Annotated in this window: 23 protein-coding genes and 1 other annotated feature; of the genes, 10 read left to right on the top strand and 13 right to left on the bottom strand. The window is 49.5% G+C overall.

Going from position 1 to position 23,492, the window contains the following annotated elements:
• Positions 1 to 108: 108 nt before the first annotated feature.
• From KK102_RS10800 to KK102_RS10785, 4 genes are all read right to left on the bottom strand, one after another.
• Entirely contained in the window at positions 109 to 1,467 is a 1,359-nt protein-coding gene (locus tag KK102_RS10800) for an APC family permease (RefSeq protein WP_010432055.1), read from the bottom strand.
• A complete protein-coding gene (gene yoeI, locus KK102_RS10795; protein ID WP_099458931.1) occupies positions 1,457 to 1,519 on the bottom strand; it encodes a membrane protein YoeI in 63 nt (20 codons plus the stop codon). Before yoeI ends, KK102_RS10800 begins: the two co-directional genes overlap by 11 nt.
• Positions 1,520 to 1,738: 219 nt before the next feature.
• A complete protein-coding gene (locus tag KK102_RS10790) occupies positions 1,739 to 2,668 on the bottom strand; it encodes a LysR substrate-binding domain-containing protein (protein WP_042716033.1) in 930 nt (309 codons plus the stop codon).
• Between the two features lie 41 nt (positions 2,669 to 2,709).
• Entirely contained in the window at positions 2,710 to 3,534 is an 825-nt protein-coding gene (locus KK102_RS10785) for an SDR family oxidoreductase (RefSeq protein WP_042716031.1), read from the bottom strand.
• Between the two features lie 173 nt (positions 3,535 to 3,707).
• Here KK102_RS10785 and hisL point away from each other — a divergent pair, with 173 nt between their 5' ends.
• From hisL to hisIE, 9 genes are all read left to right on the top strand, one after another.
• Positions 3,708 to 3,758: a his operon leader peptide gene (gene hisL / locus KK102_RS10780; RefSeq protein WP_099516347.1), complete on the top strand. Its 51-nt coding sequence runs from the start codon at positions 3,708 to 3,710 to the stop codon at positions 3,756 to 3,758.
• Positions 3,734 to 3,857, top strand: a sequence feature (His leader region). It overlaps the preceding gene by 25 nt.
• Positions 3,858 to 3,902: 45 nt before the next feature.
• Complete coding sequence (gene hisG / locus KK102_RS10775) at positions 3,903 to 4,802, top strand: ATP phosphoribosyltransferase (RefSeq protein WP_126546241.1); 900 nt, start codon at positions 3,903 to 3,905, stop codon at positions 4,800 to 4,802.
• 5 nt (positions 4,803 to 4,807) lie between these two features.
• Positions 4,808 to 6,112, top strand: coding sequence for a histidinol dehydrogenase (hisD, locus tag KK102_RS10770; RefSeq protein ID WP_216357569.1), 1,305 nt, complete (start codon positions 4,808 to 4,810; stop codon positions 6,110 to 6,112).
• Positions 6,109 to 7,170: a histidinol-phosphate transaminase gene (hisC, locus tag KK102_RS10765; protein ID WP_216357568.1), complete on the top strand. Its 1,062-nt coding sequence runs from the start codon at positions 6,109 to 6,111 to the stop codon at positions 7,168 to 7,170. The genes hisD and hisC overlap by 4 nt, the downstream gene beginning before the upstream one ends.
• Positions 7,167 to 8,234, top strand: coding sequence for a bifunctional histidinol-phosphatase/imidazoleglycerol-phosphate dehydratase HisB (gene hisB / locus KK102_RS10760; protein WP_042716027.1), 1,068 nt, complete (start codon positions 7,167 to 7,169; stop codon positions 8,232 to 8,234). The genes hisC and hisB overlap by 4 nt, the downstream gene beginning before the upstream one ends.
• Positions 8,234 to 8,824 (top strand): imidazole glycerol phosphate synthase subunit HisH, encoded by a 591-nt coding sequence (hisH, locus tag KK102_RS10755; protein WP_216357567.1) that lies wholly within the window; start codon positions 8,234 to 8,236, stop codon positions 8,822 to 8,824. The genes hisB and hisH overlap by 1 nt, the downstream gene beginning before the upstream one ends.
• Positions 8,824 to 9,561, top strand: coding sequence for a 1-(5-phosphoribosyl)-5-[(5-phosphoribosylamino)methylideneamino]imidazole-4-carboxamide isomerase (gene hisA / locus KK102_RS10750; RefSeq protein ID WP_216357566.1), 738 nt, complete (start codon positions 8,824 to 8,826; stop codon positions 9,559 to 9,561). The genes hisH and hisA overlap by 1 nt, the downstream gene beginning before the upstream one ends.
• The gene (hisF, locus tag KK102_RS10745) at positions 9,543 to 10,319 is read left to right on the top strand and encodes an imidazole glycerol phosphate synthase subunit HisF (RefSeq protein WP_216357565.1); all 777 of its coding nucleotides are present in this window, start codon (positions 9,543 to 9,545) and stop codon (positions 10,317 to 10,319) included. Before hisA ends, hisF begins: the two co-directional genes overlap by 19 nt.
• Positions 10,313 to 10,924, top strand: coding sequence for a bifunctional phosphoribosyl-AMP cyclohydrolase/phosphoribosyl-ATP diphosphatase HisIE (gene hisIE / locus KK102_RS10740; RefSeq protein WP_216357564.1), 612 nt, complete (start codon positions 10,313 to 10,315; stop codon positions 10,922 to 10,924). Before hisF ends, hisIE begins: the two co-directional genes overlap by 7 nt.
• A 40-nt stretch (positions 10,925 to 10,964) precedes the next feature.
• On the opposite strand, the gene wzzB is transcribed toward hisIE, so the two are convergent.
• The gene (gene wzzB, locus KK102_RS10735) at positions 10,965 to 11,945 is read right to left on the bottom strand and encodes an LPS O-antigen chain length determinant protein WzzB (protein ID WP_216357563.1); all 981 of its coding nucleotides are present in this window, start codon (positions 11,943 to 11,945) and stop codon (positions 10,965 to 10,967) included.
• A 192-nt stretch (positions 11,946 to 12,137) separates the two neighbouring features.
• Here wzzB and KK102_RS10730 point away from each other — a divergent pair, with 192 nt between their 5' ends.
• On the top strand, positions 12,138 to 13,142 hold the full coding sequence (locus KK102_RS10730; protein ID WP_216357562.1) for an NAD-dependent epimerase: 1,005 nt from the start codon (positions 12,138 to 12,140) through the stop codon (positions 13,140 to 13,142).
• Positions 13,143 to 13,195: 53 nt separating this feature from the next.
• On the opposite strand, the gene ugd is transcribed toward KK102_RS10730, so the two are convergent.
• From ugd to KK102_RS10690, 8 genes are all read right to left on the bottom strand, one after another.
• Positions 13,196 to 14,362, bottom strand: coding sequence for a UDP-glucose 6-dehydrogenase (gene ugd / locus KK102_RS10725; RefSeq protein WP_216357561.1), 1,167 nt, complete (start codon positions 14,360 to 14,362; stop codon positions 13,196 to 13,198).
• A gap of 224 nt (positions 14,363 to 14,586) precedes the next feature.
• Entirely contained in the window at positions 14,587 to 15,993 is a 1,407-nt protein-coding gene (gene gndA / locus KK102_RS10720; RefSeq protein ID WP_216357560.1) for an NADP-dependent phosphogluconate dehydrogenase, read from the bottom strand.
• Positions 15,994 to 16,144: 151 nt separating this feature from the next.
• Positions 16,145 to 17,203 carry a DUF1972 domain-containing protein gene (locus tag KK102_RS10715; RefSeq protein WP_216357559.1) on the bottom strand — a complete coding sequence of 353 codons (1,059 nt, stop codon included), beginning with the start codon at positions 17,201 to 17,203 and terminating at the stop codon, positions 16,145 to 16,147.
• Between the two features lie 8 nt (positions 17,204 to 17,211).
• Complete coding sequence (locus KK102_RS10710) at positions 17,212 to 18,327, bottom strand: glycosyltransferase family 4 protein (protein ID WP_216357558.1); 1,116 nt, start codon at positions 18,325 to 18,327, stop codon at positions 17,212 to 17,214.
• Between the two features lie 22 nt (positions 18,328 to 18,349).
• Entirely contained in the window at positions 18,350 to 19,780 is a 1,431-nt protein-coding gene (locus KK102_RS10705) for a phosphomannomutase (RefSeq protein WP_216357557.1), read from the bottom strand.
• A gap of 18 nt (positions 19,781 to 19,798) precedes the next feature.
• Positions 19,799 to 21,196, bottom strand: coding sequence for a mannose-1-phosphate guanylyltransferase/mannose-6-phosphate isomerase (locus KK102_RS10700; protein ID WP_216357679.1), 1,398 nt, complete (start codon positions 21,194 to 21,196; stop codon positions 19,799 to 19,801).
• 10 nt (positions 21,197 to 21,206) lie between these two features.
• Positions 21,207 to 22,061, bottom strand: a complete 855-nt coding sequence (locus tag KK102_RS10695) for a glycosyltransferase (RefSeq protein ID WP_216357556.1) — start codon at positions 22,059 to 22,061, stop codon at positions 21,207 to 21,209.
• Positions 22,058 to 23,476, bottom strand: coding sequence for a hypothetical protein (locus KK102_RS10690; RefSeq protein ID WP_216357555.1), 1,419 nt, complete (start codon positions 23,474 to 23,476; stop codon positions 22,058 to 22,060). Before KK102_RS10690 ends, KK102_RS10695 begins: the two co-directional genes overlap by 4 nt.
• Between the last annotated feature and the right edge of the window lie 16 nt (positions 23,477 to 23,492).

The following is a 23,492-nucleotide window of genomic DNA, read 5'->3' as shown; positions in this document are numbered from 1 at the left end:
ATGGGTACAAAAAAGCCGGAGACATTGTCTCCGGCTTTTTTTCGCCCGGTGGCGCGGGCCTATGTTTTTTGTAGGTCGGGTAAGGCGTAGCCGCCACCCGACACAATATTACGCAACGTCTTCGTACTGAGGTACCGGGTTACGGAAGCTTTTGGTTACGCAAGCCAGATAGATCAGACCGATAGCACCCCAGATCAGACCCAGAACCATTGAGCTCTCTTCCAGGTTAATCCACAGCGCACCCACCGTCAGCGCGCCACACATTGGCAGCACCAGATAGTTGAAGTGGTCTTTCAGCGTTTTATTACGCTTTTCGCGGATCCAGAACTGAGAGATCACCGAGAGGTTAACAAAGGTAAACGCCACCAGCGCACCAAAGTTAATCAGCGCGGTTGCAGTCACCAGGTCAAACTTAATGGCCATCAGGGCGATTGCGCCAACCAGCAGTACGTTCCACGCCGGGGTACGCCATTTCGGATGGACGTAGCCGAAGAAACGGGTTGGGAACACACCGTCACGACCCATTACGTACATCAGGCGAGAAACACCTGCGTGTGCCGCCATACCGGATGCCAGTACGGTGACGCTGGAGAAGATCAGCACGCCCCACTGGAAGGTTTTCCCTGCAACATACAGCATAATTTCAGGCTGTGATGCGTCCGGCTCTTTAAAGCGAGAGATGTCCGGGAAGTACAGCTGCAGGAAGTAGGAAGCACCGATAAAGATCATGCCGCCAATCAGCGCGGTCAGGAAAATCGCTCTCGGGATCACGCGCTCGGCGTCTTTGGTCTCTTCAGACAGAGAAGAGATACCGTCGAAGCCCAGGAACGAGAAGCACAGGATGGTCGCACCGGTGATCATCGGCACAACGTGCGCGCCTTCAGACCAGAACGGACGGGTGCTGGCCAGCGTACCTGCGCCTTCACCGTGGGACACGCCGTAAATGATCAAGCCCACGATAACCGCAACGATACCCATCTGCAGAATAACAATCAGGGTGTTGAAGTTCGCCACGGTCTTGATGCTGCGCAGGTTAGAGATGGTCATAAAGGCCACCAGCGCCACCACGAAGATCCACGACGGTACGGAAGGTACCAGCGCTTCGAAGTAAATTTTTGCCAGCAGAATGTTGATCATCGGCATGAACAGGTAGTCCAGCAGCGATGACCAGCCCACCATAAAGCCAACCGCCGGGCTAATGGATTTCTGAGCATAGGTGTAGGCAGAGCCCGCAGACGGGAAACGGCGAACCAGTTTTCCGTAGCTCAGCGCTGTAAAGAGAATAGCGACCAGCGCAAAGGCGTACGCCGTTGCAACGTGACCGTCAGTAAGGCCTGATACGATACCGAATGTATCGAACAGCGTCATCGGTTGCATATAGGCAAGGCCCATCATAACAACCGGAATCAACGTAAGCGTTTTACGTAATTCCACGCGAGAGGTGTTTGGAGTTGCATTATGCGACATAGTTATTCTCCTTTACGGTAATAACCGCCACGTAAGCGAAAAATTGCCCCATTTCTTTCTTCCTCAGCGACAACAACTGTCGGATTTTAGTAAATATCTATCCGGTACGAAGCCCGGCCTCTTGGTTTTTAGTTTCGTTTCGTACATGCAAAAAAAAATAACCGACGCCTTTTATATCGTCGATTATTCATTTGTTTGCAGCGGCGGCATTTTGCCCCACATCAGATACAAAAGGCAATAGTTTGCAACGCACCGGGCAATTTTCTTTTTGCTAACTGGCTGATTTCTCGACGCTGCCCTGAGAGTAAACTGCGGCGATAGCACTATTTGCTAAAATTTCGTCCCGCCACCATGCGCTGGCAAGTCCGGCAGTTTGTTCATTCCAGCCCACCCAAACCGATTCGTTGCTGCTTTGAGCAAGTACCTGTTTTTCAACAAGCGCACCGCTATCAATAAAGCGCTGCGCCAGATAGCGCGGCAAATAGCCGCACCCCAGACCGCTTATTTGCAGCTCCAGCTTGGTTTTAAAATCAAACACGGTAATCGCCTCTTGCTCATCAAGCAGCTGCGAAGAGACGCCACATTCAGGCCGGGAGCTGTCGCCCACCACAATGGCACGGTAGTTTTTAATAATACGGCGGTTAATGGGCTCAGGTTCATTCGCCAGCGGATGATGGGGCGCGACGGCAAAAATTTGTTCCAGTATACCCAGTCGCGCAAAGCCAAAATCACTCAACTGGGGGGGCTCATGCAGTGCCCCGACGATGATATCCGCCCTGCCCCGCGTCAGCGCATCCCAGGAGCCGCCCAGCACACCATTAATGAAGATTAACCGGGTCACGCTGTGGCGCTGATAGAACGCTTCGATCAGCGGCGTCAGGAGAGAAAAGGGAAAGGTATCATCCACGCCGATCACCAGTTCGTTTTCCCAGCCCTGATGAAGTTTGATAGCCTGTTTTTCCAGCTCTCGAACCGTATGGAGAACGTCGCGCCCCTTTTCCAGCAGCATCTGTCCGGTTCGCGTAAAACGCGCGCGATGTCCGGAGCGATCCAGCAGCTCAATGTTCAGATCGCTTTCAAGCTTATGCACGGTATAGCTGAGCGCCGAAGGCGTTTTATAAAGCTTCGCTGACGCCGCGGCGAAGCTTCCCTCTTTTTCCAGCGCATCCAGAATAATAAGAACATCCAGCAGCGGTTTCATCTTCGCCCCCTTACGGTGTGCGATCGTCTCCGCTGATGGCATTATTCCATGGGCATCACCAGCGGATCGGGATACTGATACTCAAATCCCAGTTCATGACAAATTCGATTGCCATCAACAATTTTGCCTTTCCCTTCCCCTTTCGCATCGCCAAAGACTGGCGGAGCCAGACCCAATTGACGAGCCATCAGCGGATAGAAGGTACTTCTCGATGGATGAGAGGGTGCACATATATTATAGATGTGCCCACCCTTCGGAGCCTGTAATAGCAGCTCAATTGCCCCAATAACATCCTCAAGATGGACGAGATTGACGCCATGTTGTCCATCCGGAGCCGATTTTCCGGCAAAGAACCGTCCTGGATGACGACCCGGCCCCACCAGCCCGGCCAGACGCAGGATATCTACCTGAGTGCCCGGCAGGTTATGCAGCCAGTCCTCCAGCTCTTTCAGCACGCGACCACTCGCGGTTACCGGTTGACGTTCACTGTTTTCCTTCACCGTCCCCTCAACGTCACCGTAGACTGAGGTGGAACTGGTGAAAATGATGCGCGGGATGTGATGCGCCAGCGCGCTGTCGACAATCTCCTGCATCGCCTGCAGATAAAAAGACTCTCCCGGCCCGCTGCGACGGGCGGGTAAGGTAATAACCAGCGCATCGACATCCATCAGCGCATCCAGATCGTCAGCATCACAAACCAGTTCGGGCTCAAGGCGCAGCTCAACGCCCTCGATGCCACACATGCGTGCGGCTTCTACCCCATCCGACGTGGTTTTGCTCCCGGTCACCTGCCAGCCTTTCGCGGCTAATGACATCGCCAGCGGCATTCCTAACCATCCTAAACCGACAATCGCGACCTTTTTCATGAAAACTCTCCGCTTACACATGCTTGTATTAAGGCTACGCCAGCCCGGCAGAACACACAATTCATAGCATCAATATGAAATGAATTAATGATCACAAAAAGCCCTTGCAATCTGCCGGGCAAGTGGTTTAGGTTAAAAGACATCAGATGCATAAGCATTCAACGAGAATTTATATGACACGCGTTCCATTTAAAAACCACCATCACCACCATCATCCTGACTAGTCTTTCAGGCGATGTGTGCTGGAAGACGTTTGGATCTTCCAGTGGTGCGCGAACGCAAGAGAAAGCCCCCGGAAGATCATCTTCCGGGGGCTTTTTTTTGGACCGCATTCAGACAGGTTAAAACAGGTTAACGAGGAATAAAGAATGTTAGATAACTCACGTTTACGCATAGCTATTCAAAAATCAGGCCGTTTGAGTGACGATTCACGCGAACTGCTGGCCCGCTGCGGGATTAAAATCAACCTGCACACCCAGCGCCTGATTGCCCTGGCTGAAAATATGCCTATCGATATTCTGCGCGTGCGTGATGACGATATTCCTGGCCTGGTGATGGATGGCGTCGTTGATCTCGGCATCATCGGGGAAAACGTGCTGGAAGAAGAGCTGCTGACCCGCCGCGCGCAGGGCGAAGACCCGCGTTACTTCACCCTGCGTCGTCTGGACTTCGGCGGCTGCCGCCTGTCGCTGGCTACGCCGGTCGATGAAGCGTGGGACGGCCCGGCTGCGCTGAACGGCAAACGTATCGCCACCTCTTACCCTCACCTGTTAAAGCGTTACCTCGACCAGAAAGGCGTGCAGTTTAAATCCTGCCTGCTGAACGGCTCTGTTGAAGTGGCCCCCCGTGCGGGACTGGCGGACGCCATTTGTGACCTGGTCTCTACCGGCGCGACGCTGGAAGCGAACGGTCTGCGCGAAGTAGAAGTTATCTACCGCTCCAAAGCCTGCCTGATTCAGCGCGACGGTGACATGGCCGAACCCAAGCAGCAGCTCATCGACAAGCTGCTGACCCGTATTCAGGGCGTGATCCAGGCGCGTGAATCCAAATACATCATGATGCACGCGCCGACCGAGCGTCTGGACGAAGTGATCGCCCTGCTGCCGGGCGCTGAGCGTCCAACCATTCTGCCGCTGGCGGGCGATCAGCAGCGCGTGGCGATGCACATGGTGAGCAGCGAAACCCTGTTCTGGGAAACCATGGAAAAGCTGAAGGCACTGGGCGCAAGCTCTATTCTGGTGCTGCCAATTGAAAAGATGATGGAGTAATGGCCATGAGCTTTAACACAATCATCGACTGGAATAACTGTAGCGACGCACAGCAGCGCGAACTGCTGATGCGTCCGGCGATTTCCGCCTCGGAAAGCATTACCCGTACCGTGGCCGAGATCCTCAACAACGTCAAAACCCGCGGCGATGACGCACTGCGGGAATACAGCGCAAAGTTTGATAAGACGGAAGTTGACGCATTACAGGTAACCGAGCAGGAAATCATTGATGCCAGCAATCGTCTGGGCGACGACATCAAGCAGGCGATGGCCGTTGCGGTGAAAAACATTGATACCTTCCACACCGCGCAGAAATTACAGACCGTTGATGTGGAAACCCTGCCCGGCGTGCGCTGCCAGCAGGTCACGCGCCCGGTTGCGTCGGTCGGCCTTTATATCCCTGGCGGTTCTGCCCCGCTTTTCTCCACCGTACTGATGCTGGCGACCCCGGCGCGTATCGCCGGGTGTCAGAAAGTGGTGCTTTGCTCACCACCACCGATTGCCGACGAGATCCTGTACGCGGCGAAGCTGTGCGGCGTGCAGGCGATCTATAAAGTGGGTGGCGCGCAGGCGATTTCGGCCCTGGCGTTCGGCACGGAATCCATTCCCAAGGTCGACAAAATCTTTGGCCCTGGCAATGCGTATGTGACCGAAGCCAAGCGCCAGGTCAGCCAGCGTCTGGACGGCGCGGCCATCGATATGCCTGCCGGCCCGTCTGAAGTGCTGGTGATTGCCGACAGCGGCGCCACGCCGGACTTCGTGGCGTCCGACCTGCTTTCACAGGCGGAACATGGCCCGGACTCGCAGGTCATCCTGCTGACGCCGGATGCCGATATGGCGAAACGCGTAGGCGAAGCCGTTGAGCGCCAGCTTGCGGACCTGCCGCGTGCCGAAACGGCTCGCCAGGCATTGTCCGCCAGCCGCCTGATCGTGGCGCGCGATCTCGACCAGTGTATTGCCATCTCTAATCAGTACGGTCCCGAGCACCTGATTATTCAGACCCGCAGCGCGCGCGATCTGGTCGACAGCATTACCAGCGCGGGCTCGGTGTTTCTTGGCGACTGGTCACCGGAGTCCGCGGGCGATTATGCCTCCGGCACCAACCACGTGCTGCCGACATATGGTTATACCTCCACCTGCTCAAGCCTGGGGCTGGCGGATTTCCAGAAGCGCATGACCGTGCAGGAACTCTCCCGCGAGGGATTTGCCTCGCTGGCGTCGACCATTGAAACCCTGGCCGCCGCCGAGCGCCTGACCGCCCACAAAAACGCCGTGACCCTGCGCGTTGCCGCCCTGAAGGAGCAAGCATGAACATCGAAGAATTAGCCCGCGAAAATGTCCGTCGCCTGACGCCCTATCAGTCTGCGCGTCGTCTGGGCGGGAACGGCGACGTCTGGCTGAATGCCAACGAATATCCCACGGCGGTGGCCTTTGAGCTTTCGCAGCAGACGCTGAACCGCTACCCGGAGTGTCAGCCGAAAGCGGTGATCGAGAACTATGCGCAGTATGCAGGCGTGAAGCCTGAGCAGGTGCTGGTCAGCCGCGGCGCGGATGAAGGGATTGAGCTGCTGATCCGCGCCTTCTGTGAGCCGGGTAAAGACGCGGTGATGTACTGCCAGCCCACCTACGGGATGTACAGCGTCAGCGCCGAAACCTTTGGCGTGGCGTGCCGCAACGTGCAGGCGCTCGACAACTGGCAGCTGGATTTGCAGGGCATCGCCGATAACCTCGACGGCGTGAAGGTGGTGTTTGTCTGTAGCCCGAACAACCCCACCGGGCAGATTATTCATCCGCAGGATATCCGTACCCTGCTGGAAATGACCCGCGGCAAGGCGCTGGTGGTGGCGGATGAAGCCTATATTGAATTCTGCCCGCAGGCGACGCTGGCAGGCTGGCTTGAAGAGTATCCGCATCTGGTGGTGCTGCGTACGCTGTCGAAGGCTTTCGCCCTCGCGGGCCTGCGCTGCGGCTTTACGCTGGCCAATAAAGAGGTCATCGACCTGCTGCTGAAAGTCATTGCCCCTTACCCGCTCTCCACGCCGGTTGCCGACATTGCCGCACAGGCGCTGGCGCCGCAAGGTATCAACGCCATGCGTGAACGCGTGGCGCAAATTCTGGAAGAGCGTCAGTACCTGGTGACAGCCCTGAAAGCGATCCCCTGCGTAGAACAGGTGTTTGACTCTGAAACCAACTACATTCTGGTGCGTTTTACTGCTTCAAGCTCCGTATTTAAATCTTTATGGGATCAAGGCATTATCTTACGAGACCAAAATAAACAACCATCCTTAAGCGGCTGCCTGCGTATTACCGTCGGCACCCGTGCAGAGAGCCAGCGCGTGATTGACGCCCTGAAAGCGGAGAAAGTATGAGTCAGAAGTATCTCTTTATCGATCGTGACGGCACCCTCATTTCGGAGCCACCTACCGATTTTCAGGTCGATCGTTTCGACAAGCTGGCTTTTGAACCCGACGTCATCCCGGTTCTGCTCAAGCTGCAGAAGGCTGGCTTTAAGCTGGTGATGATCACCAATCAGGACGGGCTGGGTACGGACAGCTTCCCGCAGGCCGACTTCGACGGCCCGCACAACCTGATGATGCAGATCCTCACCTCGCAGGGCGTGGCGTTTGATGAGGTGCTGATCTGCCCGCACCTGCCAGCCGACGAGTGCGACTGCCGTAAACCGAAAGTGAAGCTGGTTGAGCGTTATCTGGCGGAAGAAGCGCTCGATAAAGCCAACAGCTATGTGATTGGCGATCGCGCCACCGACATCACCCTCGCCGAAAACATGGGCATCGCGGGCCTGCGTTACAGCAGCAGCGATCTCAACTGGGCGAAGATTGGCGAACAGCTGACCAAACGCGACCGTTACTCGCACGTTGAGCGCAACACCAAAGAGACGCAGATTGACGTGAAGGTCTGGCTGGACCGCGAAGGCGGCAGCAAGATCCACACCGGCGTCGGATTCTTTGACCACATGCTGGACCAGATTGCGACCCACGGCGGTTTCCGCATGGAAATTACGGTAAAAGGCGACCTTTATATTGACGATCACCACACCGTGGAAGACACCGGCCTGGCGCTGGGCGAAGCCCTGAAGCTGGCGCTCGGTGACAAACGCGGCATCAACCGTTTCGGCTTCGTCCTGCCGATGGACGAATGCCTGGCACGCTGCGCCATGGACATCTCGGGTCGCCCGCACCTGGAATATAAAGCCGATTTCACCTACCAGCGCGTGGGCGATCTCAGCACCGAAATGGTGGAGCACTTCTTCCGTTCGCTCACCTACACTATGGGCCTGACGCTGCACCTGAAAACCAAAGGCAAGAACGATCACCACCGCGTGGAGAGCCTGTTCAAAGCCTTTGGCCGTACGCTGCGCCAGGCGATCCGCGTTGAAGGTGACGCCCTTCCCTCGTCGAAAGGAGTGTTGTAATGAACGTGGTGATTCTGGATACCGGATGCGCCAACCTGAACTCCGTGAAGTCGGCGATTGCCCGCCACGGCTACGAGCCGGTGGTGAGCCGTGACCCGGACGTGGTGCTGCGCGCCGACAAACTCTTTTTACCGGGCGTGGGCACCGCGCAGGCGGCGATGGATCAGATTCGCGAGCGCGAGCTGGTCGATCTGATCAAAGCCTGTACCCAACCGGTGCTCGGCATTTGCCTGGGTATGCAGATCCTGGGCCGCCGCAGCGAAGAGAGCAACGGCGTCGAGCTGCTGGGCATTATTGACGAAGACGTGCCGAAAATGAACGACCACGGCCTGCCTCTGCCGCATATGGGCTGGAACCGCGTTTACCCGAAAGCAGGCAACAGGCTGTTCCAGGGGATCGAAGACGGCGCGTACTTTTACTTTGTACACAGCTACGCCATGCCGGTGAATGCGGACACCATTGCCCAGTGCAACTACGGCGAGGCGTTTACCGCAGCGGTACAGAAAGATAATTTTTACGGCGTGCAGTTTCACCCGGAACGCTCTGGTGCCGCGGGCGCACAGTTGCTGAAAAACTTCCTGGAGATGTGATGATTATTCCCGCTTTAGATTTAATTGACGGCACGGTTGTTCGTCTCCACCAGGGCGATTACGGCCAGCAGCGCGACTACGGTAACGACCCGCTGCCGCGCCTGCAAGACTACGCGGCGCAGGGCGCTGAGGTGCTGCACCTGGTCGACCTGACCGGCGCGAAAGAGCCGGCGAAACGCCAGATCCCTCTGCTCAAAAAGCTGGTTGCTGGGGTGGATGTCCCCGTGCAGGTTGGCGGCGGCGTGCGTACGGAAGACGATGTTGCCGCCCTGCTGGACGCGGGCGTGGCGCGCGTGGTGGTCGGTTCTACCGCCGTGAAAGATCCTGATACGGTGAAGGGCTGGTTCCGCCGCTTCGGCGCCGATGCGCTGGTGCTGGCGCTGGACGTTCGCATTGATGAACAGGGTAACAAGCAGGTTGCCGTTAGCGGCTGGCAGGAAAACTCCGGCGTAACGCTGGAAGAGCTGGTCGATATTTATCTTCCCGTCGGCCTGAAGCACGTGCTGTGCACGGATATCTCACGCGATGGCACGCTGGCCGGCTCTAACGTTTCGCTGTACGAAGAGGTTTGCGCGCGCTATCCGCAGGTGGCGTTCCAGTCTTCTGGCGGTATCGGTGATATTGGCGACGTGGCCGCGCTGCGCTGTACCGGTGTGCAGGGTGTGATTGTGGGACGGGCCTTACTGGAAGGCAAATTTACGGTGACGGAGGCGATTCAATGCTGGCAAAACGGATAATCCCTTGCCTGGACGTGCGTGACGGCCAGGTGGTGAAAGGCGTGCAGTTCCGCAACCACGAGATCATTGGTGACATCGTTCCGCTGGCGAAACGCTATGCAGATGAAGGTGCCGATGAGCTGGTATTTTATGACATCACCGCCTCCAGCGATGGACGCGTGGTCGACAAAAGCTGGGTCGCACGCGTGGCAGAAGTGATCGACATCCCGTTCTGCGTGGCGGGCGGAATCAAATCCGCTGACGACGCGGCCAAAATTCTCTCGTTTGGCGCGGATAAAATTTCCATCAACTCCCCTGCGCTGGCCGATCCGGAACTCATCACCCGCCTGGCCGATCGCTTTGGCGTGCAGTGTATTGTGGTCGGTATCGACACCTGGTTTGACGATACCACCGGCAAGTACCACGTTAACCAGTACACGGGCGACGAAAGCCGCACCCGCGTTACCCAATGGGAGACGCTGGACTGGGTGCAGGAAGTGCAGAAGCTCGGCGCGGGCGAGATTGTTCTCAACATGATGAACCAGGACGGCGTGCGTAACGGCTATGACCTGGAGCAGCTGAAAAAAGTGCGCGCCGTGTGCCATGTGCCGCTCATCGCCTCCGGCGGCGCGGGCACCATGGCGCACTTCCTTGAAGCCTTCCGCGATGCGAACGTGGACGGCGCGCTGGCCGCGTCCGTGTTCCACAAACAAATTATCAATATTGGTGAGTTAAAAACGTACCTGGCCGACCAGGGCGTGGAGATCAGGGTATGTTAACAGAGCAACAACAGGCGCAGCTGGACTGGGAAAAGACTGACGGATTATTGCCGGTAGTTGTACAGCATGCTGTTTCAGGTGAAGTGCTGATGCTGGGGTATATGAACCAGGACGCGCTGGCAAAAACGCTCGACAGCGGTAAGGTGACCTTTTTCTCGCGCACCAAACAGCGCCTGTGGACCAAAGGCGAATCCTCCGGTCATTTCCTGAACGTGGTCAGCATCACCCCTGACTGCGATAACGATACCCTACTGGTGCTGGCAAACCCGATTGGGCCGACGTGCCACAAAGGGACCAGCAGCTGCTTTGGTGAGGCGAGCCACCAGTGGCTGTTCCTTTACCAGCTTGAGCAGCTTCTGGCTGAACGTAAAACAGCCGATCCTGAAAGTTCGTATACCGCGAAGCTGTACGCCAGCGGAACCAAGCGCATAGCGCAGAAAGTGGGCGAAGAAGGCGTCGAAACGGCGCTGGCGGCGACGGTGCATGACCGGGAGGAGCTGACTAACGAGGCGTCGGATTTGATGTACCACCTGCTGGTGCTGCTGCAGGATCAGGAGCTGGATTTAACGGCGGTGATTGAGAACTTGCGTAAGCGCCATAAATAAAAAAAAGACCGGGGAAACCCGGTCTTTTTTTGTCTGCGAATCAGGCTTTTGGCTTGTAGTTGCGCAGCGCGTTGCGGCCCAGTACCACACCCGAACCGATAATCCCGCCCAGCAGCACGGCAAGAATCAGGGTGATGGCTTTTTTCGGGCTATCGCGACGGATAGGTAAATTCGGTTTCATCACATAACGGTAAACGTGAATGGTGTCCGGGTTCACGTTCAGGTTCTGGATGTCCAGTAAGTTTTGTTTGGTCTGGTAGTACGCAGCTGAGAAGACCAGCGGACGTGACGCTTCGTTATCAATCATTGACTTCAGCGCTTCGCTTCCCAGCAGGAACATGGTTTCCTGAGTGACATCCTGAGTTTGCTGAATCTGAGGTGTTGTGATTTTTGCCGCTTCGGCGTTTTTAAGCGCCTCAACGATCTGTTTGATTCGCAGATCTTTTTGCTCCTGAGAAACCTTCTCCTGGTTTTCCAGAGAGTCTTTCAGAGTGGTGATCTGCTGTTTGATGTTATCCCTGAGGTCGAGAGTCAACTCTTTTGCGGTTTGCTCGTCGACCTGCTGGATGTACTGTGCCAGTTGCTTTTGAGCGGCTTCTGCGGATTCACCCTCATAACTTACGGTCAAAGGCAGTGCTTGCCCTTTAACAGTTGCGTCGATAGTGAGTTTTTCCGGATCTTCCTGATTATCAAGCGCCTGGGCTAAAGCCGAGAATGAGGAATTGAAACGACCAATCGCACGAGTCTGAATGTCCAGCATCGCCGGAGCAGCACTGCCGTAAAGGATATTCAACGCATTCGCGTAGGTGGCAATCTGAGCCGCATCGGGCTGGGCAATGATAGCAGATGAGGTCCATTTCTCTTTTGCTACCGTGATGTATACGCCTGCTAATACGATAAAAACAGCGACAAACGCCCCTATTACCCACTTTCCGCGCCAAAGTTGCAGCACTAAATCAAGTAAATCAATTTGCTCCGGGTCAGTATTGCGAGTGACCAGGCTATTGTTGTTTTGTGTCATACAATCCCTAACAGATGAAAAGGGCAAAAAACATAATGTTTACGTAGTTTATCTGTTGCTGCAGATTTTTCTATAGGAATTCGATGAGTTATATCGGAAAGATGGGTTATGTAACTTATGCGCTACGCGCTATCATAGACAAATTCTGATGCCTCAGGCGTCAACAAGAACGAAGCGTTAACGAGGAAAGATATGAAATTTTTGGTAACGGGCGCAGCAGGCTTTATCGGTTCACATGTCAGCAAGCGACTGCTGGATGCAGGCCATCAGGTCGTCGGTATTGATAATCTGAATGACTATTACGATCCGAACCTGAAGCTGGCACGTCTGGATCTGCTCGACTCCGATAATTTTACCTTCCACAAGCTGGATTTAGCCGACCGCGAAGGTATGGCCGCGCTTTTCGCCAGTGAGCAATTTGACCGTGTGATCCATCTGGCCGCGCAAGCGGGCGTACGCTACTCGCTGGAAAACCCGCACGCCTATGCAGATGCTAACCTGGTGGGCCATCTCAACGTGCTGGAAGGCTGCCGCCATAACAAGGTTCAGCACCTCCTGTATGCTTCCTCCAGCTCCGTTTACGGCCTGAACCGTAAGATGCCGTTCTCAACTGACGACTCAGTGGATCACCCGGTTTCACTGTATGCGGCGACCAAAAAAGCCAATGAACTGATGTCGCACACTTACTCGCATCTCTACAACCTGCCGACGACCGGGCTTCGCTTCTTTACAGTGTACGGTCCGTGGGGACGCCCGGACATGGCGCTGTTTAAGTTCACCAAAGCGATGATTGAAGGCAAGAGTATCGATGTCTACAACTACGGCAAGATGAAGCGTGACTTCACCTACATCGATGATATCGCTGAAGCGATCGTCCGCCTGCAGGATGTGATCCCTCAGGCCGATACAAACTGGACCGTCGAGACCGGTTCGCCAGCGACCAGCTCCGCACCGTATCGCGTCTACAACATCGGCAACAGCTCGCCTGTCGAGCTGATGGATTACATTACCGCGCTGGAAGACGCGTTAGGCAAAAAGGCAGAGAAAAACATGATGCCCATCCAGCCCGGTGACGTACTGGAAACCAGCGCCGATACGAAGGCGTTATATGACGTGATTGGTTTTAAACCGCAGACCTCGGTTAAAGACGGAGTGAAGAGCTTTGTCGACTGGTACCGTAATTTCTATAAGGTTTAATACAAATAAACCCGGCGCATGAGCCGGGTTTTTTATGTGCGGTAGACAGAGGATTAGTCGCTACCAAACAGATCGCGGGTATAAACCTTGTCCGCCACGTCTGCCAGCTCTTCCGCCATACGGTTCGAGATAATCACATCCGCTTCCTTCTTGAAAGCGTCCAGATCGCGAACCACGCGGGAGTGGAAGAACTCGTCTTCCTGCATCGCGGGTTCATAGATAATGACCTGCACGCCTTTCGCCTTAATACGCTTCATGATCCCCTGAATAGACGAGGCGCGGAAGTTATCAGAGCCGCTCTTCATGATCAGACGATAGACGCCCACCACTTTCGGCTGACGCGCAAGGATCGAATCAGAGATGAAGTCTTTACGCGTGCGGTTGGCATCCACAATCGCGGAAATCAGGTTGTTTGGCACCGCCTGATAGTTTGCCAGCAGCTGCTTAGTATCTTTTGGCAGGCAGTAACCGCCGTAGCCAAACGACGGGTTGTTGTAATGGTTACCGATACGCGGGTCGAGGCACACGCCTTCGATGATTTGGCGGGTGTTCAGGCCCAGACTCTCTGCATAGCTGTCCAGCTCGTTGAAGTAGGCCACGCGCATTGCCAGATAGGTATTGGCAAAGAGCTTGATCGCCTCGGCTTCAGTGGAGTCAGTGAACAGTACCGGAATATCTTTCTTGATTGCGCCTTCCTGAAGCAGTGCGGCAAAACGTTCCGCACGCTCAGAGCGCTCACCGATCACGATACGGGATGGGTGCAGGTTATCGTATAACGCCCTGCCCTCGCGCAGAAACTCTGGCGAGAAGAAGACATTATCAATACCCAACTCTTCTTTAATCGATTTGGTGAAGCCTACCGGAATGGTCGATTTGATGATCATCACCGCTTTTGGGTTGATTGCGATAACGTCTTTGATCACCGCTTCTACGGTTGAGGTGTTGAAGTAGTTGGTTTTAGGGTCGTAATCCGTTGGTGTGGCGATGATGACGAAATCTGCGTCGCGGTAGGCGTCTTCTTTGTCCGTCGTGGCACGGAAATTCAGCGGTTTATTTGAAAGATAATCCTGTATTTCCTTATCAACAATCGGTGACTTCTTCTGGTTGAGCATATCCACTTTGGCCTGCACGATATCCAGTGCAACCACTTCATGGTTTTGTGCGATCAGAATGCCGTTTGAGAGACCTACATAACCGGTTCCGGAGATAGTTATTTTCATTCGCTAATGACTTCTGTGAGTTAACTGTATTGATGGTCGCGTGACCATCGCGATGAACCTGACTGTTGGGCTTTGTACCTTCTTGCCAACAGGACTGTCAAGGCAAACCAGGAGTAATCCCTACGAGTGGGCTGACATTCAGACTTCTTCGAAAAAAACATCATTATCATGATAAAAAAAACCCGGAGAATTCTCCGGGTTTTGTTCACAGCCAGTTGATTAAATTATTCCATCCATTCGGTATGGAATACACCGTCTTTATCGATACGTTTATACGTATGCGCACCGAAGTAATCACGCTGTGCCTGAATCAGGTTCGCTGGCAGTACGGCAGCACGGTAGCTGTCATAGTACGCCACCGCAGCGGAGAAGGTCGGAACAGGGATACCGTTCTGCACAGCATAAGCAACCACGTCACGCAGCGCCTGCTGGTATTCGTCCGCGATTTTCTTGAAGTACGGTGCCAGCAGCAGATTCGCGATACCGGCATTTTCAGCGTACGCATCAGTAATTTTCTGCAGGAACTGAGCGCGGATAATGCAACCAGCACGGAAGATCTTCGCGATTTCGCCGTAGTTCAGATCCCAGTTGTTTTCGTCTGAAGCGGCACGCAGCTGAGAGAAACCTTGTGCATAAGAGACGATTTTACCCAGATACAGCGCACGACGAACTTTCTCAACGAATTCAGCTTTATCACCAGCTGGTTTGGCCTGAGGACCAGACAGCACTTTTGAAGCGGCAACGCGCTGCTCTTTCAGAGAGGAAATGTAACGAGCAAACACAGATTCGGTGATCAGGGACAGGGGCTCGCCCAGATCCAGAGAGCTCTGGCTGGTCCATTTACCGGTACCCTTGTTCGCTGCTTCATCCAGAATCACATCAACCAGGTATTTACCCTCTTCATCTTTTTTAGTGAAGATATCTTTAGTGATGTCGATCAGGTAGCTGTTCAGCTCGCCTTTGTTCCACTCGGTGAAGGTCTCGGCGAGTTCTTCGTTAGAGAGGTTCAGGCCGCCTTTCAGCAGGGAGTATGCTTCGGCAATCAGCTGCATATCGCCGTACTCGATGCCGTTGTGGACCATCTTCACATAGTGACCAGCACCGTCAGGACCGATATAGGTCACGCACGGCTCGCCGTCTTCAGCAACGGCTGCAATTTTGGTCAGGATAGGCGCGACCAGTTCGTACGCTTCTTTCTGGCCGCCAGGCATGATAGATGGGCCTTTCAGTGCGCCTTCTTCACCACCGGAAACACCGGTACCGATGAAGTTAAAGCCTTCCGCAGACAGTTCACGGTTACGACGAATGGTGTCGTGGAAGAAGGTATTCCCGCCATCAATGATGATGTCGCCTTTTTCCAGATACGGTTTCAGGGAATCGATAGCAGCATCGGTACCCGCGCCCGCTTTCACCATTAACAGGATACGACGAGGCGTTTCCAGAGACTCAACGAACTCTTTAACCGTATAGAAAGGAACCAGTTTCTTGCCTGGATTCTCAGCGATGACTTCTTCAGTCTTATCACGGGAGCGGTTGAAAACGGAGACGGTATAACCACGGCTTTCGATGTTGAGCGCCAGGTTGCGCCCCATCACTGCCATACCGACAACGCCGATCTGTTGCTTAGACATTACATACTCCTGTCAGGTGTGGTCACCACGAAAAATACGTGGCTTGAATGTATCTATGATGTTAACTCAGGATCAGTAAAAATGGGTAGTGGAAGATGCTGTTAACCATACTCTGCTGATTGTCAAAAGGATGTGACTTTTAAAAGGGCCGCTAATTGTAAGTCTGTTCATATAAGCGCGTAATTTCTGACCACTGATACCGCCTGGAAGCTATTTCTGCCATATCTCTTCCTGTCGGTTTGAGAACAGAGAGTTCGATATTCCCAACAATATCCCTTAAGTGCGTATCAGAAGAGAAATAATGTGCTTTATCTTCCGTTGTATAGCGGTTGAAATTACAATCAAAGGCGATAATTTCCATACCAAATTGCATCGCTTCAACGAGTGAAGGATTCGTACCGCCAGCACTGTGACCATGAACATATCCTTTACACTGACTTCTCAAGTCAAACAGTACCGAAACGTCATATACAGGATCGATAATTTCAATATTATCGAATTGGCTATACTTTTCCTTCAATGACAGGCCGTAATCACTGTTATTCCAATTACCGACAAACTTGAGTTTATACGGTGAACCAGCGAAAGATTCGAGAATCATAGCGACGTTGTTTTCTGGTTCTATACGGCATAGCGAAAGATAAAAATCAGATTTATGTTCAGGGACCACCTGTCCTTTTATCAGGGCATGCTCTCCCCCATAAGCAATGACCTCATTATCTTTATTATATTCAGACTTAACGTAGTCACCAATTGCCTGATTATCTGAAATAACAACATCTGAACTGATTACGGCTAATTTTTCTGACAGTTTGAGGAAAGATTTAGCCAGACGCCCCCACTTTTCACGACGCCACTCAAGACCATCAATGTTAGTGACGATTTTAGAATGTGAAAAAAGTCTGAAAACTGGCAGTGCAATACATCCTGAGACCCCAAGAATCAGTACAACATCATACTTCCCCTTAAGGCAACGGAATAAGCTATAAATATCATAAAAGATACTCGAGGCTCCGTTTGCTTTTAAAGAAACATATTCAAGTCGGGCATTTTTATAATGCGCTGGTTGATTTTGATAATGCTTTGATGAGCAGAAAACCGTATAGGAAACATTTTCACTTTGGTAATCAACCAAGTTTTGTACCAGAGACTCAAACCCCCCATAACAGGCAGGGATCCCAACAGTACCAACTACCGCAATCTTCTTCATAGATTCATTCATTTAGTATGTAACTGTAGTGACAGTTTGTAGCCATCCAGGGTCTGTTCAGCAGTATGCTCCCAAGTGAAATTAGAAACGATACGCTCTTTTAATTTTGTACTAAAAGGCTTCTCCATGACTTCAATCACCCCCTGACGTATCGATGAAACATCACCAGGTTCACAGTAGACAGCCATATCTTCAAAATAATATTGAGTATCACCACGATCTGTGACAAGTACATTACAGTTCATCACTGCAGCTTCAAGCGTAGAAAGCCCTGGCGTTTCCATCCATGATATTAATGCATGCGCTTTTGCCACTTTATATAAAGCAGCAAGTTCTTCCTGAGAAACATGCTCAATAAAAATGACATTTTCACCAGCTTCTCGTTTACATTGCTCGTAATAGCTTAAACTGTTAGGGCTTGGCTTACCAACTAATACTAATTTGTATGGCAGGTCTTTACACGCGCGAATCAGTTCTAATTGACACTTACGAATTTCTATTCGCGCTGCACTGAGTAAACAACCTTCAAGATTGTGATATTTTGATGAATCCGTTGCGTGAAAATTAAAGACATTCAAATCAACGGCATTCGCTACAGATACGCCAGCTTTCCTTGGCAGCCCCATGTCATGGCGGACGCGTTCAAGTTCAGTAGGACTATTAGGTAGAAGCACATCAACAGCCCGTGCAATTTCTCGCTGAGCTCTCATATGGCCTTTAAAAAGATATTCAATAGTTCCAGAGTGAAAATTTCTATTTTTGATGATTCGCATCGCTGTCTTTAAATACTCAACCATGCTTTCCTGAAAATTATTAGCCACCCAGCGCTGCAGACCTACTCGCGCCTTTTGGTCACATTCATAATAAGTACCCCATATCGTCGAAAGAACCATGGGCTTATTTTTATCTTTAGCCTGACGAACATAATGGAGGATATCCTGAGGATTCCTTAGATTAAAAAAGTGGATCAAATCATAACTATCGAAATTTATTTCGCCGCCATCAAAAATATCTATAGAAATACCAATTTTTTCAAGATACTGTTTTGTTTTGAGGAGCTGAATGGTATCTCCACCTGGCCCACTGAACAATGTGGGACGGGAGATGAATAGTACTTTCATCATAGGAATCATTCCTTACTGAAATTCAGGTTAAAGAGAGATGTTTGAGTTTCTCTTTGCAAAATAAAACAAGCTCTTTCGCCGCACTCTCTTCAGATGCTTCTGCATAAATCCTCAATTCAGGAGCATTTCCTGAAGCTCTAAAATGAAGTATGGATGTGTCTTCTAACATCATCCGAACACCATCTGTATAATCAACCTTAACTATGGCCTTGTTCAGGCCCAAATAGGCCAAAAGTTCATCAGGTTTATCTTTACCAAGATTAATCAAAGGTGTGGACTGATGAGGTGGAAAAGCCTGAATACGGTCAGAATAAGTGAATCTTTGTGGCAGCGAGTCTAACGCAGCTTTAATCCCAGTTCTTGCATAGGCAGCTAAAACTACCAGTGCTGGAAGAACAGAATCTCGGGTTGGCAATGCACTAATAATCCTATCGGCCTGGTGGATTGAGCTTGCCAGAATAAAACCACCATTTGCTTCAAAGCCAGCGACAGTATCATGATGGGAAAGTAATGTTGATAAACCATCAATAACATAAGGCGAACCGATTTTAGTGAATAACACTTCGTCAAATTTGCCGCATTGATTCAAGAGCGTATTGGAAGATATCGGTGTAGCAACAGCTTTCACACCAAGAGCAATAGCGGTTAGAATGCACAGTATATCTCCACGCAACCACTCACCGTTTTCATCTGTCAAAAGCGGCCTGTCACCATCACCATCAGTTGAAAATATTGCATCAAGGTCAAATTCATTCCTCCAAATGCGGGCTTTTTGCTTATCTTCTTCTGATACAGCTTCAGTATCGATGGGCACAAATTCTTGTGTCCTTCCCAACGATATTACCGTAGCGCCAAGATTCTCAAAGATAAATGGATAGACATCACGTCCAGCACTAGAGTGCTCATAAATGCCAATCCTCAATCCCTGCAAACAGCCATCCGGGAAGAAATGAGTATATCTATTAATGTAATTTTTTTTAGCTGATTCATCTATTGTCAATTTTTCGATAATTATGGAATCATTCAGCGGTATGTCAGAGCTCGTTATATCCAACTCGTCTTGCTTAGTGATCTCCCCTGTAGAAGTGTAAAACTTCAGCCCATTCCTATCGAAAGGAATGTGACTACCGGTTACCATAATTGCTGGCACTCCTTTGCTAAGCGAGTGATAGGCTAATGCTGGTGTAGGAATAACACCAAAAAAGCGATATTCGACACCAAGATTTTTCAATGCATTAGCGCAGCTCAACGCGATACCATAGCTGCTGGGGCGATTATCAATAGCAATAAAAACTTCTTCAGTTTTTTTTATTTTACTTACAACAGCGACGAAATTTGAAACGTAAGCGCGCACGACTAAATCGGTGAATTCTTCTACCATACCTCGTGCGCCGCTAGTACCAAACATAATGGTACTTTTTTTTATAATATCCTTCGTAGATAAATTATTCATGAGCCATTTCCTTAAGCATTAATCCCTGTAGATGTCGTCTTCTTCGAGATATGAGCCAGATTGTATCTCAATAACCTCAAGAGGAATGCGGCCATTATTCTTAATGCTATGCATCACTCCAATAGGAATATAGGTTGATTCGTTTTCAGTAACAAAGATTTTTTTATCGCCCTTAGTTACATATGCAGTTCCTTTAACAACAATCCAGTGTTCGGCGCGATGATGATGGTACTGCTGAGAAATTCCAGCCCCGGGATTTATGACGATTTTATTTACGATATAATTATTACTTCGAGTGTAACAACGAATACTTCCCCAAGGACGGAACACTTCGGTATGCAAAATATGTTCTTTACGTTTTAAGCGGTTCAGTTCTTCAACAACCGCCTTAACGTTTTGAACTTTATCTAATGACGCTACCAGTAACGCATCCTGAGTTTGCACAACAGCGAGATTTTCGACACCGACTAAAGTCACCAGCGAATCTGACGAATACATATAGTTATTTGCGCTATCTACACAAATAACGTCACCAATTTTCGCATTTCCCGATTCGTCTTTTTCAGATGTTTCCCATAGCGAGAGCCAGGATCCCACGTCACTCCATTGGGAAGAAAATGGAATGACCGCGCTACGTTCAGTATGTTCCATAACGGCATAGTCAATAGAGTCTTTCGGAGAGCAGTTGAAAGCATCTGCATCTACCCGTAAGAAATCCATATCAGCTTGTGATTGAAGCAACGATTTTTCACAAGCTGAATGTATATCAGGAGCAAATTTTTTTAGTTCATGTAAATATGTAGAAGCCTTACATACAAACATACCACTATTCCAAAAATAAGTACCTTCCTTAAGATACTGTTCAGCCTTTTCAAGAGATGGCTTTTCAACAAACGAGTCAATCTTGTATAGGTTTTTATCTAACTCATCACCAGAGCGAATATAACCGTAACCTGTCTCAGCTTTATTAGGAACAACCCCAAAAGTAACGATATAGCCCTTTATAGCTGCATCAACGCCTTCGGCAACCAGATAACTAAACTTCTCTTTATTTTCGATATAATGATCTGCTGCTAAGACTACTAATATTGCATTCTTATTATAGGATAAAGCATGAAATGCTGATAAAGCAATGGCGGGAGCAGTATTTTTTGCTTCAGGCTCAAGAATAATATCAGCCTTTTTATAATTAATCGTACGTAGTTGTTCCGCTACAATAAATCGATAATCTTCGTTACTCATAATAATAGTTCTATCATGAGGGATATCATCAAGACGAGCGATTGTCTCCTGCAGCAACGTCGCTTCACCAATAAGTTTCAAAAATTGCTTAGGATATGTGGATCGCGAAAGTGGCCATAAACGAGTTCCGGATCCGCCAGCCATGATGACGGGAACGATATAATTATTATCCATTTTCATAATCTCACTTATTCTGCAGCAGACCTTTCACATATCCATTCAACATATAATAATACATTGGCAAGGCAATTAATTTCTTACCTTTTAATAACATAACAGGTACCGTTATTGGAAAGAGTATAAGCGCAACCATTCGAGCAAAATATTTCTTTTTATCAAGCCGATGATATCCATCCCCAATGCCATAGTTGATCAACTTCGACTTTAATTCATTAAAATCAACAGGTAAATCCCAATATACAAATGCATTATGGGCTATTTTTACGCGTTCAGTCTGTTCAAAAGCACGCAAGATAAACACGGTATCTTCTGCGGTATAGGAATCTTCTGGATACCCCCCAGCACGTTCCCAAATTTTTTTTTCAAAGCCAAGTGAACGTGAACTCGGTAAAAAGCTTTTTGCTGGCATGTCCGGTGGAAGAGTAGGGCAAAATATATCGGCAGTATACAGCTGAAACTTGTTTGTTACTCGAGCCTTATAAGTTCCAGAGACAATGTCGGCTCCTTCATCAAAGCACTCTTTCATGTTTTTGACCCAATCCTTGTCAACGATACAACCAGCATCAGTCACCAGGATTCGATCGTACTTTGCATTGCGGATTGCCACGTTGCGACCACGAGCTATTGGTCCCTTTGAATACTTTTTGCAGCATTGCGGATCGACTATGACATTTAATTCACATTGACCAGCCAAAGCAGCAAAAGCTTCCTTGATAAGCTTCACAGTATCGTCACTTGAACCTCCATCAACAATAACTATTTCATCAGGAATGTCGGTCTGGCTGAGGATAGAATCACAAAATCGTTTGATTGATGCAGCTTCATTGAAGACAGTTGAGATTAATGTAACTTGATTCATGAATGTGTAGCCTTGTCAGAATTTTTTTGAATAGTATTCACCTGATTTTTCATTAAAGCGAGTGTAATAATTATTGACAAAAGCAATGCATATTCAACACGTACATATGAGTTATAAATCAGAAATATTGAGAGTACTGATAAATAGTATTCATCAGTCTTAATGAAATAAACAAACAGCGCTAGATGCACAAATAGATAAAACAGAAGGAGTAACAAACCACCCCGCAATAGGTTTGCTGCTACGAAAGAGTGAGGGAAGAAATACCTATTCCCAAGCCGCTCCTTTTCGGAGAAACTTTTACTGTCAAGTGCTTCAAGGATCGGTAGAGGATATTTGTCAAAATTGAAACTACCTGAAAGACCATACCCTAATATTACTTTAAGCTCGGAACTCTCATTTCCATCAAGAATATTGATTACTTCATATTGCCTAACCCTACCGGACCCGGACATCTCTTTATTTTCTTGAAAAATATTAAGATCAGATACTTTCCACAGTAAAAAGTTATATAAGTTAGGATTGGTAACCAGTACAGCAAAGCAAAGCACCGTAAAGAATGGAATAATTTCCATCAAAACTTTAAATTTCAGCTTTATTTTTTTTGACAAAAAGAAAGAAATAACCAATGTCAAAATAACTATACCTATCAAAGCACGACTTAAAGAGAACAATGATATATAAAAAAGAATTCTATAAACTATAGATCTCTCGAAAATGGTTCTATCTTTAGTTTGCAAAAACAAAATAAATGCTATTACCGAAATCAACGGCTGAGTGAAGTAATCCCAAGAAGGCGTTCCTAAAGTAAAATCATAAGCAATAAATAAAATAACTCGCAAACCGATAATTGCCGGCAAAAATATTAAAAAGTCTTGCAACTGAGCCTTAAGCTCTTGTTCTTTCCAGTTTGAAAGAAGTAAAAATACACACATTAAAACTATATATATTTTTACATTTGTAATCGCTATGGATAAATCGAAAGGTTGGTCATTGATAACTGTAATGAATACCAGCCATGCCAATAAAAGTACTACGGCAGAGACAGCTGTTCCTGATGCAGTACTAAGCTTAAATTTATTGAATACAACAGCCGCTACGGGTAATGTAATTATTGCCCAATAAAATAATGTTAATGGGCCTATTTTTACAGTGTTTACTGTATTATAAAAAATTTCGTTGGAACTTAAGGAATCGTACAGAAAAAGTATGTCTCTTGGATATTCAGGAATCAAGAAAAGTAAAAATAAGCTTATCTCAATAAGTTTTTTTTTCTTAAATAACCCATAATATATTAATATGAAAAATGCTAATATTGAAACTAGCATGCCAGCCATATTTTCTGCAAGGAATGTTATCCAAGTAAAGGATATTAGTGACCAAAATAAAATATGGCCAAATTCATTTCGACTCATGAACTCTCCAATGATG

The organism is Enterobacter quasimori, from assembly GCF_018597345.1.
GTDB lineage: Bacteria > Pseudomonadota > Gammaproteobacteria > Enterobacterales > Enterobacteriaceae > Enterobacter > Enterobacter mori.
This window is presented reverse-complemented; position numbering and strand designations above follow the sequence as displayed.

Bases quoted from the DNA above. Each gene is read 5' to 3' on its own strand.
- KK102_RS10705 (WP_216357557.1), bottom strand. From the start codon at position 19,780: ATGAATAATTTATCTACGAAGGATATTATAAAAAAAAGTACCATTATG.
- wzzB (WP_216357563.1), bottom strand. From the start codon at position 11,945: ATGACACAAAACAACAATAGCCTGGTCACTCGCAATACTGACCCGGAG.
- KK102_RS10710 (WP_216357558.1), bottom strand. From the start codon at position 18,327: ATGATGAAAGTACTATTCATCTCCCGTCCCACATTGTTCAGTGGGCCA.
- KK102_RS10695 (WP_216357556.1), bottom strand. From the start codon at position 22,061: ATGAATCAAGTTACATTAATCTCAACTGTCTTCAATGAAGCTGCATCA.
- ugd (WP_216357561.1), bottom strand. From the start codon at position 14,362: ATGAAAATAACTATCTCCGGAACCGGTTATGTAGGTCTCTCAAACGGC.
- gndA (WP_216357560.1), bottom strand. From the start codon at position 15,993: ATGTCTAAGCAACAGATCGGCGTTGTCGGTATGGCAGTGATGGGGCGC.
- hisF (WP_216357565.1), top strand. From the start codon at position 9,543: ATGCTGGCAAAACGGATAATCCCTTGCCTGGACGTGCGTGACGGCCAG.
- KK102_RS10785 (WP_042716031.1), bottom strand. From the start codon at position 3,534: ATGAAAAAGGTCGCGATTGTCGGTTTAGGATGGTTAGGAATGCCGCTG.
- hisH (WP_216357567.1), top strand. From the start codon at position 8,234: ATGAACGTGGTGATTCTGGATACCGGATGCGCCAACCTGAACTCCGTG.
- hisIE (WP_216357564.1), top strand. From the start codon at position 10,313: ATGTTAACAGAGCAACAACAGGCGCAGCTGGACTGGGAAAAGACTGAC.
- KK102_RS10715 (WP_216357559.1), bottom strand. From the start codon at position 17,203: ATGAAGAAGATTGCGGTAGTTGGTACTGTTGGGATCCCTGCCTGTTAT.
- hisD (WP_216357569.1), top strand. From the start codon at position 4,808: ATGAGCTTTAACACAATCATCGACTGGAATAACTGTAGCGACGCACAG.
- KK102_RS10800 (WP_010432055.1), bottom strand. From the start codon at position 1,467: ATGTCGCATAATGCAACTCCAAACACCTCTCGCGTGGAATTACGTAAA.
- hisB (WP_042716027.1), top strand. From the start codon at position 7,167: ATGAGTCAGAAGTATCTCTTTATCGATCGTGACGGCACCCTCATTTCG.
- hisG (WP_126546241.1), top strand. From the start codon at position 3,903: ATGTTAGATAACTCACGTTTACGCATAGCTATTCAAAAATCAGGCCGT.
- hisC (WP_216357568.1), top strand. From the start codon at position 6,109: ATGAACATCGAAGAATTAGCCCGCGAAAATGTCCGTCGCCTGACGCCC.
- KK102_RS10730 (WP_216357562.1), top strand. From the start codon at position 12,138: ATGAAATTTTTGGTAACGGGCGCAGCAGGCTTTATCGGTTCACATGTC.
- KK102_RS10700 (WP_216357679.1), bottom strand. From the start codon at position 21,196: ATGGATAATAATTATATCGTTCCCGTCATCATGGCTGGCGGATCCGGA.
- hisA (WP_216357566.1), top strand. From the start codon at position 8,824: ATGATTATTCCCGCTTTAGATTTAATTGACGGCACGGTTGTTCGTCTC.
- KK102_RS10790 (WP_042716033.1), bottom strand. From the start codon at position 2,668: ATGAAACCGCTGCTGGATGTTCTTATTATTCTGGATGCGCTGGAAAAA.
- KK102_RS10690 (WP_216357555.1), bottom strand. From the start codon at position 23,476: ATGAGTCGAAATGAATTTGGCCATATTTTATTTTGGTCACTAATATCC.